This window comes from Actinocorallia aurantiaca (assembly GCF_039533685.1).
Taxonomy (GTDB): domain Bacteria; phylum Actinomycetota; class Actinomycetes; order Streptosporangiales; family Streptosporangiaceae; genus Actinocorallia; species Actinocorallia aurantiaca.
In genome coordinates, this window is the sequence record NZ_BAAATZ010000032.1 from 27,980 (window position 1) to 45,431 (window position 17,452).

Consider the following 17,452-nt stretch of genomic DNA (forward strand, 5'->3'; position numbering starts at 1 on the left):
GCACCGCCGTGCCGCCGGAATGTGTCTCCGGCGCTTGACCTTATGGTTACAGGAGGGGCGAACCTGGTGCCATGTTGTCCATCAGCGAGTTCAGCGAGATGTGCCGGCTGACGCCGCAGACGCTGCGGTTCTACCACTCCGAGGGGCTGCTCGTCCCGGCCGAGGTGGACGAGCGGACCGGCTACCGCTCCTACACCTTCGACCAGGTCGAACAGGCCACGCTCGTCACCGTCCTGCGCGGCACGGGAATGAGCGTCGAACTCGTCCGGCGCGCTCTGGACGAGCCGGACGCGGCGCCGGCTCTGCTGCGGCGGCATGAGGCGGAAGTACGGCGTCGGCGGCGTGCCCAGGACGAGGCGATCAGCGACGCGCACGCGCTCCTCGGCTCGCGGCCGGAGGTCCGCCTGCGTCACGCGCCCGAGACGATCGTGGTGTCGAAGCCGGTGCCCGGCACGTCGGCCGGGCACGGCTGGGACGAAGACGACTCCTCCGTCACCGCCGCCGTTCAGGACCTGGTCGGGATCGTGGAGTCGTGCGGAGCCGTCGTGTCGGGAACCCCTTGGCGGGCCTGGGCCGGTGAGACTCCGGACCAGAAGAGGCGGAGCCTCACCGCCGAGGGGCCGCACTGGCTGGTGAAGGTCCCCGTCACGGCGGACGAGAGGGCCCTCGCGGCCCTGCCCGATGACGTCGAGGTGCAGACCTTCGAGGCCCGGGACGAGCTGTCGATATTCATTCCGGGCAGGAGTTCGATGGCCAAGTACGGCACCGCGCTCTCACGCCTGCTCACGCACCCTCTTGACGCCGCCTACGCCGACATCTCCCGTATGCGCCAGCTGCTGCACGACGACGGCGTCGAGACCACCGTGGCGATCCGCGAGCTCGACGGGACCGGCGTATCCGGGTGACCTGCGGGAGCGGGACGTCCCGGGACGTCCCGCTCCCGCAGGTCACAGGGAGGGCTTGCCCGGGGTGTAGACCCAGGCGGTGAACAGGGCGCCGAGGTCGCGGCCCGAGACCTTCTCGGCGAGGGCCCGGAAGTCGGCCGTCGTGACGTTGGCGTCCTTGTACTTCGCGGACCAGGTGCGGCCGAGCTTGTAGAACTTCTCGTCGCCGATCGTGGTGCGCAGGACGTGGAGGGTCATCGCGCCGCGCGTGTAGGACGACCAGTCGTAGATGCCGTCGCGGCCGGGGTCGCCCATGACGGTCTGCCAGGCCGGGTTGGTCTCGGCGCGGGCGTAGGCGGCGTCGAACGCGGCCTGGGCGGTGCGGCCGCCGGTGGCCTCGGCGTACAGCCAGTCGTTGTAGGTCGCCCAGCCCTCGTTGAGCCAGATGTCCTTCCAGAGGGACGGCGTGACGCTGTCGCCGAACCACTGGTGGGCCAGCTCGTGCGCGATCGTGCCGGTGTTCGGCTGGCGGCCCGGCTGGCTCACGTCGTAGACCGAGCGGCCCTGGGTCTCCAGGGCGTAGCCGACGCCGATGCGGTCGACGATGCCGCCGGTGGAGGTGAACGGGTAGCGGCCCCAGGTCTTCTGCATCCAGTCGGTCACCGTGTTCGTCGTGGCGAAGAACGTGGCCGACTGGTCCGGCGCGGTGTCGAGCGCCGTGTCGATCGCGGTGATCGACGGGATGCCCGAGGGGGTCCTGCCCTTCGTCACGTTGAACTTGCCGATCGCGAGCATGGCCAGTTCACTGGCCATCGGGTGCCTCATCCTCCATGTGACGGTGGTGCGGCCGCCGCGCGAGGTCTCCTTCACCTTCTCGCCGTTCGACAGAGCCGTGAGGCCGGACGGCGCCGTCACCGTGACGCTGTAGGTGGCCTTGTCCCGGGGCGTGTCGTTGACGGGGTAATAGGTGGCGGCGCCGAACGGCTGGTTGAGGGCGACCGCGCCGTCGTCCGTGGCCATCCAGCCGGACGTGCCGAGAGCATCGTCGTCGATGCGCTGCGGGACGCCGTGGTACTTCACCGTCGCCACGAACGTCGCGCCCCGCTTGAGACCCTTGCGCGGGGTGACGACCAGCTCCTGCGCCCCTTCCCTCTTCCAGGACGCCGGCCCGTTCACCTTGACGTCGTCGATCTCCAGCGGCCCGAGGAAGTCGAGGTTGAACGACGACAGGTTCTGCGTCGCCCTGGCCCGGATCCGCGCGGTCGCGACGATCGCCCCGCTCGAGGGCTCGAACTCGAACGCCAGGTCGTAGTCCTGGACGTCGTATCCCCCGTTCCCGTTCTCCGGGAAGTACGGGTCCCCGCCCCCCGCCGCCCCCGGCGTGAACCTCTCCCCCGCCTGCACCGCAGGCGCGAACGCCAGAGCCGCCGTCAGCACCGCCGCGGTGACCGATCCGCCCCGTCTCATCGCTTCTCCCTCCGATTAACCGCTTGTCGCGCAAATCCTGACGACCCCGTGTTACAGCCACAAGTCCTCCTTTAACGCGAGTCCATTCCGCAACGATCTTCACGATCGGGGAGGTCGCGCGAAGGCCGTGACAGTTCGTGCGACATCGCGTCGCACTAACCCTTTACTTGCGACGCGATGTCGCACTAATCTCGGGGGGACGGACCCGAGGCGAGGAGGGTGACGAGATGAGCGCCACGAAGCAGGTCACGACCACCATGGTCGGGACGGAGCCGGCCGGGCCGCGCCCGGACGGCCGCCGCACGGACTACCACGAGACGCTGAAGACCCTGTCGGAGGCGTCCGTGCACCGGCACTTCGACGCGTTCCTCGACATCCCGTGGGACGACCCCGCGTACGCGGTGCGCGCCGACGACGAGCGGTGGATCCTCCCGCGGGAGGACGTGCTCGGTCGGCACCCCTGGTACCTCGCGCTCCCGAAGGAGGAGCAGGTCCGGATCGGGCTCTACCGGCAGGCCAACATCAACAAGGTGGGCCTGCAGTTCGAGCAGGTCCTGATCGCCGGTCTGATGCAGCACGCGTTCCGGCTGCGCAACGGCGACCCCGAGTTCCGGTACTCCACGCACGAGGCGACCGAGGAGTGCCACCACACGCAGATGTTCCAGGAGTTCGTGAACCGCTCGGGCGTCGACGTGCCCGGCGCGCCGCGCCTCTTCCGCCTGGCCTTCCCGTTCATCCCGCTGGCCGCCGCGTGGGTGCCCGCCGCGTTCTTCATCGGCGTCCTGGCCGGCGAGGAGCCCATCGACCACCTGCAGAAGGCCGTTCTGCGCTCCGGAGCGCAGGCGCACCCGCTGCTGCAGCGGATCATGCAGATCCACGTCGCGGAGGAGGCGCGCCACATCGGCTTCGCGCACCGGTTCCTCCAGCACCACGTGCCGCGGCTCAACCGGGTGCGGCGGGCCCTGCTCTCCCTGCTCTTCCCGCTGATCATGCGATGGCTGTGCGACGTGATCATGGTTCCCGGGCGCGAGGCCCGCCGCGGGATGGGCATCCCCCGGTCGGTGGCGCGCGAGGTCTGGTGGCGCGACCCCGAGTCCCGCAAGACCCTGCGCGACTTCTTCGCCGACGTCCGGATGCTCGCCGAGTCCCTGGACCTGATGAATCCGGCCTCCCGGGTGCTGTGGCGGATGTGCCGCATCGACGGCCGCCCGTCCCGGTTCCGCAGCGAGCCGGCCTCGGCCGCGTCCTGAACGAAAGAGTCACCACATGCCGTACGTCGTGACGCGGTCGTGCTGCAACGACGCCTCCTGCGTCGTCGCCTGCCCCGTCAACTGCATCCATCCGGCTCCGGGCGACCCCGGGTTCGCCGAGGCGGAGATGCTGCACGTCGACCCCGCCGCGTGCGTCGACTGCGGCGCCTGCGTCACCGCCTGCCCCGTGGGCGCGATCGTCCCGCACACGAAGCTGCAGCCCCACGAGCTGCCCTTCCTCGAGATCAACGCCGCCTACTACCGGAGCAACCCGCACGCCGACCGCACGCCGCTGGCCCTGGTGCCCCGGCAGCGCCGCCTCCTCGACCCCGCCCCGGTGCGCGTCGCGGTGGTCGGGGCGGGCCCGGCCGGGCTGTACGTCGCCGACGAACTCCTCAAGCACCCCGAGGTGAGCGTCGACGTCTACGACCGGCTCCCCACGCCGTACGGCCTGCTCCGCGCCGGGGTCGCGCCGGACCACCAGGACACCAAGCGCGCCGAGCAGCTGTTCCGGGCCGTCGAGGACCAGCCCGGCTTCCGCTACCGGCTGGGGGTGGAGGTCGGCGAGGACGTGACCCTCCAGGAGCTGACGCGCCACCACCACGCGGTGGTGTACGCCGTCGGCGCCTCCGCCGACCGTCCGCTCGACGTCCCCGGGGAGGACCTCCCGGGCTCCCTCTCGGCCACCGAGCTGGTCGGCTGGTACAACGGCCACCCCGACCACCGGAACCTGGACGTGCGCCTGGACCACGAGCGGGTGGTCGTGGTCGGCAACGGCAACGTCGCCCTCGACGTCGCGCGGATCCTCACCGCCGATCCCGCCCGGCTGGCCTCGACCGACATCGCCGACCACGCCCTGGCGGCGCTGGCGGCGAGCCGGGTCCGCGAGGTGGTGGTCCTCGGCCGCCGGGGCCCGGCGCAGGCGGCGTTCACCCTCCCCGAGCTCGTGGGGCTCGCGGCTCTCCGGGACGTCGTCAACGTACTGGTCGAGGCGACGCCGGAGGACCTCGCGGGCGACGACCCGCGGCTCTCGGCACTGGCGGAACTGGCCCGCCGCCCGGTGGATCCGGCGCTGCGCACGATGGTCCTGCGCTTCGGCGCGGCGCCCGTCGAGGTGCTCGGCCCCGAGCGGGTGACCGGGCTCCGGGTGGCCCGCACCGAGCTGGTCCCCGACGAGCACGGCGTCCTCCGCGCCCGGCTCACCGACCGGGTCGAGCGACTCGACGCGGGAATGGTCCTGCGCTCGGTCGGCTACCGCGGCGTCCCCGTCCGCGACCTGCCCCACGACCCGGACACCGGGACGGTGCGCAACGCCGGCGGCAGGGTCCGCCCGGGCGTGTACGTCGCGGGCTGGGCCAAGCGCGGCCCCACCGGCTTCATCGGCAGCAACAAGACCTGCGCCCGGGAGACGGTCGGGAGCCTCCTCGACGACCTCGACGCGGGCCTGCTCGGCCGCGGCCCGCGCGACCCGCGGCCGCTCGAGGACCTGCTCCGCTCGCGCGGCGTGCCCGTGGTCGACCTGGCGGGGTGGCGGGCCGTCGACGAGGAGGAGCGGCGGCGCGGCGCGTCCGCCGGACGGCCCCGCCGGAAGATCGTCGACATCGCCGAGCTCGAACGGGTGGCCGCCCGCGACCGGCGTGCGGGCCGCTACGCTGGCGGCAGCACACGCTGAGGAGTCGAGGACGGAGTCAACACGATGTCGGTGCCGGATCGCGCGGTGGAGCGGCCCGACGGACGCCAGGCCCGCTGGGACCGGCACAACCACGAACGGCAGCAGCACATCGTCGACGCCGCCATCGCCGTGATCGAGGAGAACGAGCCCGGAGCCCACGTCCACCTCCAGCGGATCGCCGACCGGGCCGGGCTGACCCGCAGCGTGATCTACCGGCACTTCGCCGACCGCGCCGACCTCGACCGGGCGGTGCGGACTGCGGTCGTCGACGGCCTGTCCGACGAGCTGCTGCCCGCGGTCGCCCTCGACGGCACCATCCCCGACATCATCGAGCGGGTCGTCTCCCGCTACGTGAACTGGGCGCTCGCCCACCCCTCCCTGCACCGCCTCGCCGAGTCCGATCCCGCCACCCGCACGGCCGGCCCCCTGCAGCGCGGTCTGGAACGCATCTCCGAGCAGGTCATGAGCGTGGTCGTCACCGCCCTCGACACGCTCGGCGCCCCTCTGAGCGACGACGAGCGCGCGATGATCGACCCGCTGGCCTTCGGCCTCGTGGGCGCGGTCTTCAGTGCCGTCCGCCGCTGGCTGGTCCTCGGCGAGGACCGTCCCCCGGCCTCCGTGCTCGTGAGCTCCCTGAGCGACTCGGTCTGGTACCTCCTGGAAGGCCACGCCCGGTCCCTCGGCGTCGACCTTCCCCGGGACCAGCCGGTGCAGACCCTGCTGGAGCAGGCCTCCCTCGCCGTCGACCGGGGCTGACCGGCGCCTTTCACGTACTCGGGCAGCGGCGCCTCGGAGACGGCGTACTCACACGGGGGCCTCTCGCTCTCGTTTCATCACCTGCATACGGTGCGCCGGCCTGGCGGAGGCGAACTCGGCGTCCTGCCGCGTCCCGCACTTGAAGCCCGCCGCCTTTACATTGTAGATCAGCTGAAGTGAGCGGGCGGCACGAGGCCGACAGCCCCATCGCGGTGCCGAGGAGACCTGCGGCCACTTGACTTTGCATGCGCATGCAGAACATGCTGCGGGCACCGTGGGAGAAGCCGCCCGCGGGAAGCCGCCGTGGAAGAAGTCGAAGGGAACCGCATGCCGATCGAGTTGAAGGGGGCGTCTCGCGCCCCGGCGGGTGTCGCGGAGACCGACACGCGGGTGCGGGACGCGGTGGCCGAGGTCCTCGCCGACATCCGGGCGAACGGCGACGAGGCGGTCCGCCGGTACTCGGAGAAGTTCGACGGGTGGTCTCCCGAGTCGTTCCGGCTGTCGGCCGAACGGGTCGAGGAGATCGTCGCGGGCGTCGATCCGCAGGTGATCGAGGACATCCGGTTCGTGCAGGCCCAGGTGCGCGGTTTCGCCGAGGCCCAGCGCGCGGCGATCACCGACGTGGAGGTCGAGACGCTGCCCGGGGTGATCCTCGGGCACCGGAACATACCGGTCGGCGCGGCGGGCGCGTACGTGCCGGGCGGGCGCTACCCGCTCGTGGCGTCGGCCCACATGACGATCGTGACGGCGAAGGTCGCGGGCGTGGAGCGCGTCGCGGCCTGTACGCCGCCGATCCGCGGCGAGGTCCCCCGCGAGACGGTCGCGGCGATGGCACTGGCCGGGGCGGACGAGATCCACCTGCTGGGCGGCATCCAGGCGGTCGCCGCGCTGGCGCTGGGCACCGAGACGATTCCGCGGGTCGACCTGATCGCCGGGCCGGGCAACGCCTACGTCGCCGAGGCCAAGCGCCAGCTGTTCGGCGCCGTCGGCATCGACCTGATCGCCGGCCCGACGGAGATCCTCATCGTCGCGGACGAGACGGCCGACCCGGTGACCGTGGCGGTGGACCTGCTGAGCCAGGCCGAGCACGGGCCGGACTCCCCCGCGATCCTGGTCACCACCTCCGAGGCGCTCGGCCGCGAGGTGATCGACCTGGTCGACCGCATCCTGCCGGGCATGCCCACCCGCGACCTGGCCGGACCGGCCTGGCGCGACCACGGCCAGGTGATCGTCGCGGCGGACCTCGCCGAGGCGTGGCGGATCGCCGACTCCTTCGCCTCCGAGCACGTCCAGGTCCTGACGGCCGAGCCGAGGGACGCGCTCACCGAGATGCGCAACTACGGCGCGCTCTTCCTCGGCGCGGGCACCTGCGTGTCCTACGGCGACAAGGTGATCGGCACGAACCACGTCCTGCCCACCCGGGGCGCCGCGAACTACACGGGCGGCCTGTGGGTCGGCAAGTACCTGAAGACGGTCACCTACCAGGAGGTCCTGAACCCTCGGACGAGCGCGGAGCTCGGCCGGGTCTGCGGCCGAGCCTCCCGCGTCGAGCTGTTCGAAGGGCACGCCCGCTCCGGCGACATCCGCGCCGCCCGCCTCGACGGCACCCCGGCGTGGCTGCGCGAGATCGGCGTCGAACTCCCCTCGGGCGAGGCGCTGTGAACGCGGTTCCGGCGCTGGCCGGACGGACCGCGCTGGTCACCGGAGGCGGCAGCGGCCTGGGCCGCGCCATGGCCCGCCACCTGGGACTGGCCGGATGCCGCGTCATCGCGGTCGGGCGCGACACCGCCAAACTCGCCTCGGTGGCGAAGGAGTTCGGCGGGCTGGGCCTGGAGATCCGGACGGCCGTGTGCGACGTGGCCGACCCCGAGTCGGTCTCCGCCCTCCGCGACGAACTCGCCGGCGAGACGGTCTCGATCCTGGTCAACAACGCGGGCGTCGGCGGCCCCGTCGCCCCGATCACCGACATCGAGCCCGAGGACTGGGACGCGGTGTTCTCCTCCAACGTCCGCAGCATCTACCTCATGTGCCGGGCGTTCCTCCCCCCGATGTACGAGCGGGGCGACGGCGACGTCGTCAACCTCGCCTCGGTCACCGGCAAGCGGCCGCTCATCCGCCGCACCCCTTACGCCGCCAGCAAGATGGCGGTCCTCGGCCTGACCCGCACCCTGGCCTTCGAGGCCGGCCCGCGCGGCGTCCGGGTCAACTCGCTCTCTCCCGGCCCGGTGCGGGGCGAGCGCATGGCACGGAACTTCCGCCTGGAGGCTCAGGCGACGGGCGGCACCGTCGAGGACGCCGAACGCGCCTTCGTCTCCCGCGCCGCGCTGGAGCGGCTGGTCGAGGAGGACGAGGTGGGAGCCGGGCTCGTCGCGATGCTGCAGATCCCCGGGATGTGCGGCGCCGACATCGACCTGTCGGCCGGAATGATCGCCTGACGTCCGGCGGCACCCTGACGAGGACACCAGGGGCCGGGCGGAGGACGCGTCGGGGGCGCCGCCCGCGGCCGGGGCCTGTCAGGTCACGGCCGCGGGGGGCCGTCCGTGGAGCGGATCACCAGTTCGGGCCGCACGACCACCCGGCGCACCTCGGCATCGGGGTCCTCCACCCGGCGCAGGAGGAGTTCGGCCGCGGTGGCGGCCATGGTCTCCGTGCCCTGCCGGACGGTGGTCAGGTCGAACACCTCCCACGCCGACATCTCCATGTCGTCGTATCCGATGATCGTCAGGTCCTCGGGCAGGGAGATCCCGCGGCTCTTCGCCGCGTTGACGGCCCCGATGGCCAGCACGTCGTTGGCGCAGAAGACCGCGGTGGGCCGGTGCGGCGAGTCGACTATCCCCAGCAGCGCGTCATGGCCTGAGGCATGCGTGTACTCGACCTCTCTACAAGCGGCCGGGTGCAGGGCCACCCCCGCCTCCGCCAGCGCCTCGCGGAAGCCCAGCGCCCGGTCGCGGCCGGTGCTGGTGTCGGCGGGGCCGAAGACGGCTCCCACCTTCCGGTGCCCGAGCTCCAGCAGCCGCTCCGCCACCAGGCGGGATCCGGCGACGTTGTCGGAGACGCAGACGTCGACGTCGAGCCGGCCGGTCTCGCGGTTCAGCAGCACGCCGGGGAGGCGGCGTTCGCGCAGGGCCCGGGGAAGGCGGGAGTCGAGCGTGAGCGAGGTCAGCGCGACGCCGTCGACGCCCCCGGCCGACAGCTGCGAGAGGAGGGCGTCCTCGTCGTCGGTCTGGCGGAACAGCGTCACCTGGAACCCGGCCTCGGCCAGCCGCCGTTCGAAGGCGGTGAGCACCTCGAGGTAGAAGTGGTTGCGCAGGTCGGCCACGACCACGCCGATGCGGTTGGTGCGGCGGGTGGCGAGGCTGCGGCCGGCGTCGCTGGGCACGTAGCCGAGCTGCTCGGCCGCGGCCAGCACGCGCAGCCGGGTGATCTCGGCGACGCGGTCGCCGCGCATGGCCCGGGAGACCGTCGGCTGGGTGACGCCCGCCAGCCGCGCGACGTCGTAACTGGTGACGGGCCCGCCCTTCGAGGGGAGCCGCCCCTGCGCCCGCTTCCGCGGGATCGGCTGTTCCGCCATGGCCCGGCCTTTCTTCAGGAAGCCCCGTCACGCGCCGGCGTGGACCGCCGGGCCGGGCACCGACCCGCACCCGACTTTAACGCACACCCTTTCATGCATGCGCATGCACAGAAGACGGCTCCCTGTCCGCCCGGTCACCCCGGCGTCCCGCTAGTCCAGGGTGGCGAAGAACCGCAGGAGGGCCGCGGTGACGTCGTCGGGGCGCTCCTGCTGGATCCAGTGGCCCGCGCCGTCCAGGACGACGACGCCGCGCAGGTCGGTCAGCACGGACTCCAGCCTGCCCGCGGTCATGAACCCGGCCACCGGATCCTCGGATCCGGTGACGAACAGGGACGGCCGGTCGATGGAGCGGCCCGCCAGATGCCCGGTGAGCGACCAGTTGCGGTCGATGTTGCGGTAGTAGTTCAGGCCTCCCGTGAAGCCCGTCCTCTCGAACGCCTCGACGAAGACCGCCAGGTCCTCCTCGCTCTGCCAGGGACGTGCCGGAAGCGGTCCGGCGGGGCTCTCGCTCCATGAGGAGGCGTCGATGGCGTCGGCCAGCAGGGTGCGGCGAACGTCCCGGGCCAGGACGGCGTCGGCGACGTCCGGCTCCTGGAACCAGCACATGTAGAAGTCGTCGCCCAGCCGCCTGCGCAGGATCGAGATCGGGGGCGCCGGAGCCCGCGGGGAGGCCGGCACGCTCAGTCCGGCCACCGCGCGGACGCGCTCGGGATGCAGCAGGGCCATCTGCCAGACGAGCGAGGCGCCCCAGTCGTGCCCCACGAAGATCGCGTCCGCGGCGCCCGCCTCGTCCAGCAGGCCCGCCAGGTCGGCGCAGAGCGTCAGGACGTCGTAGGCGCCGGCGTCCCCGGGACGGGAACTCGCGCCGTATCCCCGCAGGTCGGGCGTCAGCGTCCGGTAGCCGGCCTCGGCCAGCGCGAACACCTGGTGCCGCCAGGAGAACCCCAGCTCCGGAAAGCCGTGGCACAGCACGACGAGCGGGCCTTCACCGTGCTCGACGACGTGCAGCTCGACCCCGTTGGTCGCCACCCCGCGGGAGGCGAGCCCCCCCCAGTCGCTCGGTGTGACGCTGTTCGCCATGCGGCCGTGCCTCCCTCGTCGGCGGTGCGCGGACGGAGCCCGGCCCGGTCACGGACCGTACCCCAGCGGCTCCCGCCCTCACGAGCCCCGGTCCCGGGCGATCGTGCGGTAGACAACTGATGACCATCAGAACGCGAAGGGATACCGGGATGTACGCGAAAGTCCGCGGCACCAGCCTGTACTTCGACGTCGAGGGCCCAGGCCTCGTCCACTACAAGGGCGAGATGCGCGACCAGCCCGTCCTGTTCGCGCTGCACGGCGGGCCGGGAAGCGAGCACAGCGCCTTCAAGCCGGTGCTCTCGGCGCTCGCGGACAAGGCGCAGATCGTCTACCTGGACCACCGGGGCAGCGGGCGGTCCGCCCGTGGCCCTCAAGAGACCTACACGCTCGAGAACAACGTCGAGGATCTGGAGGCGATGCGCCTGCACCTGGGCCTGGACGAGATCGGGCTGCTGGGCGTCTCCTACGGCGGCATGGTCGCCCTCTCCTACGCGGCCCGCTACGGCCGACACCTGTCCCACCTGATCGCCGTGGCGACGACGCCCAGCCACCGCTTCCTCCCCCGGGCGCGGGAGATCCTCGCCGAGCGGGGCACCCCCGAACAGCGGGCCGCGGCCGAACCGCTGTGGTCGGGCGCCTTCGAGAGCGAGGACCAGCTCCGCGAGTACTTCGAGGTGCTCGGCCCCCTGTACTCGCGCACCTTCGACCTGGAGAAGAGCCGCGAGCGGCGCCGCATCCTCAACCCCGACGCCCTCAACGAGGGATTCGGGGGCTTCCTGCGCACCTATGACGTCACCGGCGACCTGCACCGGATCACCGCGCCGACGCTGGTGATCGGCGGCCGCCACGACTGGATCTGCGCTCCGGAGTTCTCCGCCGAGATCGCGCGCGGCATCCCCGGCGCGGACCTGCGGATCTTCGAGCACAGCGGGCACAGCGTGCTGTCCGACGAGCCGGAGGCCTTCACGGACGCCGTCCGCGGCTTCCTGACCTACGCCTCCTGAACGGCGGCCCCGTTTCGACCAGGTGGAGAAAAGTGCACCGTTAGTCCGTTTTCGCGTCTCACGATCGGGCCCTGGCGGCCGTCGGCTTTGGATGGTTTCTACAACTGGAGCCCCACAGGGTGCGCTGTCTCCGGCATGGCGCGACCGGCCGGTAGGGGGGAAGGTGAACACTGCCGGGCGATCTCCGTGCCGCGGCGCGTACCTCGTTGTCTGCAGAAGGGCTTGGTCGGGTGTTCAGTCGCATCGCCATTGTCAACCGTGGTGAGGCCGCCATGCGGCTCATCCATGCCGCACGGGACATTGCCGCGGAGACCGGGACACGGATCGAGACCGTCGCCCTGTACACCGACGTCGACCGTTCGGCCGCTTTCGTCCGCGAAGCCGACCTCTCCTACGACCTCGGGCCGGCCTCCGCGCGCCCGTACCTCGACCTGAAGGTCCTGGAGCGCGCGCTGAAGGAGACCGGGGCCGACGCCGCCTGGGTCGGCTGGGGCTTCGTCGCCGAGGACCCGGCGTTCGCGGAGCTGTGCGAGGAGATCGGGGTCGCCTTCGTCGGGCCGAGCCCGGACGCCATGCGCAAGCTCGGCGACAAGATCGGCGCCAAGCTGATCGCCGAGGAGGTCGGCGTGCCGGTCGCGCCGTGGAGCCGGGGCGCGGTCGAGACCCTGGAGGCCGCCCTGGCCTCGGCGGCCGAGGTCGGCTACCCGCTGATGCTGAAGGCGACCGCGGGCGGCGGCGGGCGCGGCATCCGCGTGGTCACGAACGAGGCCGACCTCGCCGACGCCTACGAGCGCACCAGCCAGGAGGCCGCGCGGGCGTTCGGCAGCGGCGTGGTGTTCCTGGAGCGCCTGGTCACCGGCGCCCGGCACGTCGAGGTCCAGGTGATCGCCGACGGCGCCACCGCGTGGGCGCTCGGCGTCCGCGACTGCTCGGTGCAGCGGCGCAACCAGAAGGTCATCGAGGAGTCGGCGTCGCCGGTGCTCAGCGCCGAGCAGACCGCCGAGCTCAAGGCGTCCGCCGAGCGGCTGGCCGTCGCGGTCGGCTACCGCGGCGCGGCGACCGTCGAGTTCCTCTACCACCCGGGCGATCGGCTGTTCGCGTTCCTCGAGGTCAACACCCGTCTGCAGGTCGAACACCCGATCACCGAGTCCACCACCGGTTTCGACCTGGTCAAGGCGCAGCTGCACGTGGCGTCCGGCGGCAGGCTCGAGGGCGAGCCGCCGGTGGAGCGCGGCCACGCCGTCGAGGCCCGGCTGAACGCCGAGGACCCCGACCGCGACTTCGCGCCCTCCCCCGGCCGCATCGCGCGGCTGGACCTGCCCGCCGGGCCCGGCATCCGCGTGGACACCGGCGTCGGCGAGGGCGACACCATCCCCGCCGACTTCGACTCGATGATCGCGAAGATCATCGCCTACGGCCGCGACCGCGAGGAGGCGCTCGGCAGGCTGCGCCGCGCGATGACCGAGACCACCGTGGTCATCGAGGGCGGCACCACGAACAAGAGCTTCGTGCTCGACCTGCTCGACCAGCCCGAGGTGATCGACGCCAGCGCCGACACCGGCTGGATCGACCGCGTCCGCGACGAGGGCCGGCTCGTCTCCCACCGGCACTCCGCCGTCGCGCTGGCGGCCGCCGCCATCGAGGCGTACGAGGAGGAGGAGCGCGTCGAGCGGCAGCGGCTGCTGTCGACGGCGTTCGGCGGGCGCCCCCAGGTGCAGCACGAGAGCGGGCGGCCGCTGGACCTCAAGCTGCGCGGCGCCGGCTACCGCGTGCGCGTCGCGCGGGTCGGCCCGCACCGGTTCCGCGTCGGCGTCGAGGCGGGCGACGACGTCCGCACCGCCGACGTCGAGCTCGAGCGCTTCGACCAGCACACCGGGCGGATCGTCGTCAACGGCACCCGGTACCGCCTGCTCACCGGCACGCACGGGCCGGTCCACCTGGTCGAGGTGGACGGCGTGACGCACCGGGTCAGCCGCGACGAGGGCGGCGTCGTCCGCTCCCCCGCGCCCGCTCTGGTCGTCGCCACCCCGCTGGAGGTCGGCGCCGAGGTCGAGGCGGGCGCGCCGGTGCTGGTGCTGGAGAGCATGAAGATGGAGACGGTGCTGCGGGCGCCGTTCAAGGCGCGGCTGAAGGAATGCGCCGTGTCCGTGGGCAGCCAGGTGGAGACCGGGGCGCCGCTGCTGCGGCTGGAGCCGATCGCCGACGAGGCCGAGGCCGGCCCGGCCGCCGCCGTCGCGACGGTCGAGCTGGACCTTCCCGTCGAGTCCGGGACGATCCCGGCGCGGGAGCGCGCCGAGCGCGGCCTGGAGGACCTGCACAGCCTGCTGCTGGGCTTCGACGTCGACCCGCACGACGAGCGCCGGGTCCTCGACGGCTACCTCGCCACGCGCGGTGCGGCCGCCGAGGACGGCCACCGGACGCTGGCCGGAGAGCTCGAACTCGTCGAGGTGTTCGCCGACCTCGCCGAGCTGAGCCGCAACCGGCAGACGGGCGAGGACGGCGGCGACGGCCACCTGCACAGCGCCCGCGAGTACTTCCACACCTACCTGCAGAGCCTCGACGTCGAGCGGGCCGGGCTTCCGGAGGCGTTCCAGGCCAAGCTCTCCAAGGCGCTCGGGCACTACTCCGTCACCGAGCTGGAGCGCTCCCCCGAGCTCGAGGCCGCGGTCTTCCGGATCTTCCTCGCCCAGCAGCGCGCGGCCGCCGACGCCGCGGTCGTCACGGCGCTGCTGCGCGCGTGGCTGCAGGAGCCCGCGCCGGACGCGCTGCTGCGCGAGCCCGCGGGCCTCGCGCTGGAGCGGCTGGTGACCGCCACCCAGGTCCGCTTCCCCGCGATCGCCGACCTGGCGCGCGGCGTGATGTTCACCTGGTTCGGCCAGCCGCTGCTGCGCCGCAACCGCGCCCGCGTCTACGCCGACGTCCGCAGGCACCTGCGCCACCTGGACGCCAACCCCGACGCGTCCGACCGGGCCGAGCGCATCGACGAGATGGTGCGCAGCACCGAGCCGCTGGTACGGCTGCTCGGGCAGCGCATCGTCCGCGACGACTCCGGCAGGCCCGGCGACTCCGTCATGCTGGAGGTGCTGACCCGGCGGTACTACGGCAACAAGGGCCTCACCGGCGTCCGCACCCGCGAGGCCGAGGGCTGCTCGTTCACGATCGCCGAACGCGAGGGCTCGCACCTGGTCTCCGCCGCGGTGCGCTTCGAGACGCTGGGCGGCGCGCTGCGCGGCCTCGCGGAACTGGCGGGCGGCGAGAACTCCATCGACGCCGACGTCTACCTCGCCTGGGAGAACCAGCCCGAGGACTTCGACGCGATGGCGGCCGCGCTGCAGGAGGTCGTCAGCGCGCACCCGCTGCCCGGGCAGGTCCGCAGGCTCACCACCACCGTCGCGGGCAGCCACGGCGCCGTGATGCACCACCACTTCACGTTCCGTCCCTCGACCGCCGGCATGGCCGAGGAGCGGCTGATCCGCGGCCTGCACCCGCACATCGCGCAGCGCATGCAGCTGGAGCGGCTGCGCGGCTTCGACCTCACCCGGCTGCCGTCGCTGGACGAGGAGGTCTACCTCTTCCGGGGCGTGGCGCGGGAGAACCCCTCCGACGACCGCCTCATCGCGTTCGCGCAGGTGCGGGACCTGACCGCGCTGCGCGAGCAGGACGGCAGGCTGCTGTCGCTGCCGACCGCCGAGTACTCCGTCGCCGCCTGCCTCGACTCGATCCGCCGCGCCCAGTCGCGGCGGCCGTCCAAGACGCGCTTCAGCACCAACCGGGTCGTGGTCTACGTCTGGCCGCCGAGCGACCTGACCCGCGACGAGCTGGGGATGCTCGCCGAGCGGATCCTGCCGAGGGCCGCGGGCGCCGGCGTCGAGGAGATCCTGTTCATCGCGCGGGAGCGCGACCCGCAGACCGGTGAGCTCGAGAAGATCTCCATGCGGATCTCCTTCGGCGCCGCCGGCGGCGTCGAGGTGACCTTCGGCGAGCCGCCGACCGAGCCGGTCGAGCCCCTCGACGCCTACCGGCTGAAGGTGCTGCGCGCCGCCGGCCGCAACACCGTCTACCCGTACGAGCTGACCGGCCTGCTCGGCGACTTCACCGAGTACGACCTGGACTCCGACCACGCGCTGGTGCCGGTCGACCGTCCGAGGGGCGGGAACACCGCGGCGATCGTCGCGGGCGTGGTCTCCACGCCGACCACGCTGCACCCGCAGGGCGTCACCCGGGTGGTGTTGCTCGGCGACCCGACGAAGTCGCTCGGCGCGCTGTCGGAGCCGGAGTGCCGCCGCGTGATCGCGGCGCTGGACCTGGCCGAGCGGATGCGGGTGCCGCTGGAGTGGTACGCGTTGTCCTCCGGCGCCCGGATCTCCATGGAGTCGGGCACCGAGAACATGGACTGGGTGGCCGCGGCGCTCAAGCGGATCGTCGAGTTCACCCAGGACGGCGGCGAGATCAACATCGTGGTCGCGGGCATCAACGTCGGCGCGCAGCCGTACTGGAACGCCGAGGCGACGATGCTCATGCACACCAAGGGCATCCTGGTGATGACGCCGGACTCGGCGATGGTGCTCACCGGCAAGCAGTCGCTGGACTTCTCCGGCGGCGTGTCGGCCGAGGACAACTTCGGCATCGGCGGCTACGACCGGGTGATGGGCCCCAACGGGCAGGCGCAGTACTGGGCGCCCGACCTGACCGCCGCGCGGGACATCCTGATGTCGCACTACGCCCACTCCTACGTGGCTCCGGGCGAGGACGGGCCGCGACGGGCGACGACCACCGACCCCGCCGACCGCGACGTCTCGGACTTCCCGCACACCGTGGAGGGCAGCGACTTCGCCACCGTCGGCGAGATCTTCTCCGCCGAGGCCAACCCGGACCGCAAGAAGCCGTTCGACATCCGGACCGTGATGCGGGCCCTGGCCGACCAGGACCACCCGGTGCTGGAGCGCTGGGCGGGCATGGCCGACGCGGAGACCGCGGTCGTGCAGGACGTGCACCTGGACGGCATCCCGGTGTGCCTGCTCGGCATCGAGTCCCGCTCGGTGCCGCGGCGCGGCTTCCCGCCCACCGACGGCCCGGACACCTACACCGCGGGCACCCTGTTCCCGCGCTCGTCGAAGAAGGCGGCGCGCGCGATCAACGCGGCCAGCGGCAACCGGCCGCTGGTGGTGCTGGCGAACCTGTCGGGCTTCGACGGCTCGCCGGAGTCGATGCGCAGCCTGCAGCTGGAGTACGGCGCCGAGATCGGCCGCGCGATCGTGAACTTCCGCGGCCCCATCGTGTTCTGCGTCATCTCGCGGTACCACGGCGGCGCGTTCGTGGTGTTCTCCAAGGCGCTGAACCCGAACATGACGGTGCTCGCCCTGGAGGGCTCGTTCGCCTCGGTGCTCGGCGGCGCCCCCGCCGCCGCGGTGGTCTTCGCCGGCGACGTCAACGCCCGCACCGCGGCCGACCCGCGCGTCCGGGACCTGGAGGCCCGCCTCGCGGCGGCCTCCGGCGCCGACCGCGCCGCGCTGATCGCCGAACTCGACGAGCTCCGCTCGTCGGTCCGCGCCGAGAAGCTCGGCGAGGTCGCCTCGGAGTTCGACCGCGTGCACGACATCCGCCGCGCCGTCGAGGTCGGCTCCGTGGACGCCGTCATCCGCGCCGCGGAACTGCGCCCCCGCATCATCGAGGCCATCGGGGCCCGCCGAGGCTGACCCCGCCCGCCAGCCCCACGAAGGCGATCTTGTCTCCGGGGGCGAGCCGCCCCTCGGCGACGGCGGTGGCCA

The 17,452-nt window shown here is 72.7% G+C and carries 11 protein-coding genes; 8 read left to right on the forward strand and 3 right to left on the reverse strand.

The window, feature by feature from the left end; all coding sequences use genetic code 11:
* Positions 1-71: 71 nt before the first annotated feature.
* On the forward strand, positions 72-905 hold the full coding sequence (locus ABD327_RS31310; protein WP_344455945.1) for a MerR family transcriptional regulator: 834 nt from the start codon (positions 72-74) through the stop codon (positions 903-905).
* 42 nt (positions 906-947) lie between these two features.
* Here the strand turns inward: ABD327_RS31310 and ABD327_RS31315 are convergent, their stop codons facing one another.
* Positions 948-2,351 carry a M1 family metallopeptidase gene (locus tag ABD327_RS31315; protein WP_344455947.1) on the reverse strand — a complete coding sequence of 468 codons (1,404 nt, stop codon included), beginning with the start codon at positions 2,349-2,351 and terminating at the stop codon, positions 948-950.
* Between the two features lie 227 nt (positions 2,352-2,578).
* On the opposite strand from ABD327_RS31315, the gene ABD327_RS31320 reads away from it, so the two are divergent.
* The 5 genes from ABD327_RS31320 to ABD327_RS31340 all read left to right on the forward strand — a co-directional run bounded on the left by ABD327_RS31320 (position 2,579) and on the right by ABD327_RS31340 (position 8,464).
* Positions 2,579-3,601 carry an AurF N-oxygenase family protein gene (locus tag ABD327_RS31320; protein WP_344455949.1) on the forward strand — a complete coding sequence of 341 codons (1,023 nt, stop codon included), beginning with the start codon at positions 2,579-2,581 and terminating at the stop codon, positions 3,599-3,601.
* 16 nt (positions 3,602-3,617) lie between these two features.
* Positions 3,618-5,273, forward strand: a complete 1,656-nt coding sequence (locus ABD327_RS31325; protein ID WP_344455951.1) for an FAD-dependent oxidoreductase — start codon at positions 3,618-3,620, stop codon at positions 5,271-5,273.
* A 24-nt stretch (positions 5,274-5,297) separates the two neighbouring features.
* On the forward strand, positions 5,298-6,029 hold the full coding sequence (locus ABD327_RS31330; RefSeq protein ID WP_344455953.1) for a TetR/AcrR family transcriptional regulator: 732 nt from the start codon (positions 5,298-5,300) through the stop codon (positions 6,027-6,029).
* Positions 6,030-6,356: 327 nt separating this feature from the next.
* Positions 6,357-7,691: a histidinol dehydrogenase gene (gene hisD, locus ABD327_RS31335; protein ID WP_344455955.1), complete on the forward strand. Its 1,335-nt coding sequence runs from the start codon at positions 6,357-6,359 to the stop codon at positions 7,689-7,691.
* A complete protein-coding gene (locus ABD327_RS31340) occupies positions 7,688-8,464 on the forward strand; it encodes an SDR family NAD(P)-dependent oxidoreductase (RefSeq protein WP_344455957.1) in 777 nt (258 codons plus the stop codon). Before hisD ends, ABD327_RS31340 begins: the two co-directional genes overlap by 4 nt.
* 83 nt (positions 8,465-8,547) lie before the next feature.
* On the opposite strand, the gene ABD327_RS31345 is transcribed toward ABD327_RS31340, so the two are convergent.
* Positions 8,548-9,600 carry a LacI family DNA-binding transcriptional regulator gene (locus ABD327_RS31345; RefSeq protein WP_344455959.1) on the reverse strand — a complete coding sequence of 351 codons (1,053 nt, stop codon included), beginning with the start codon at positions 9,598-9,600 and terminating at the stop codon, positions 8,548-8,550.
* A gap of 150 nt (positions 9,601-9,750) precedes the next feature.
* Positions 9,751-10,680 carry an alpha/beta fold hydrolase gene (locus tag ABD327_RS31350; RefSeq protein WP_344455961.1) on the reverse strand — a complete coding sequence of 310 codons (930 nt, stop codon included), beginning with the start codon at positions 10,678-10,680 and terminating at the stop codon, positions 9,751-9,753.
* Between the two features lie 149 nt (positions 10,681-10,829).
* Between ABD327_RS31350 and ABD327_RS31355 the strand changes: the two genes are divergently transcribed.
* Both ABD327_RS31355 and ABD327_RS31360 read left to right on the forward strand, forming a co-directional pair.
* Positions 10,830-11,684 carry an alpha/beta fold hydrolase gene (locus tag ABD327_RS31355; protein ID WP_344455963.1) on the forward strand — a complete coding sequence of 285 codons (855 nt, stop codon included), beginning with the start codon at positions 10,830-10,832 and terminating at the stop codon, positions 11,682-11,684.
* Positions 11,685-11,914: 230 nt separating this feature from the next.
* Complete coding sequence (locus ABD327_RS31360; RefSeq protein ID WP_344455965.1) at positions 11,915-17,380, forward strand: ATP-binding protein; 5,466 nt, start codon at positions 11,915-11,917, stop codon at positions 17,378-17,380.
* The last annotated feature ends 72 nt before the right edge of the window (positions 17,381-17,452 follow it).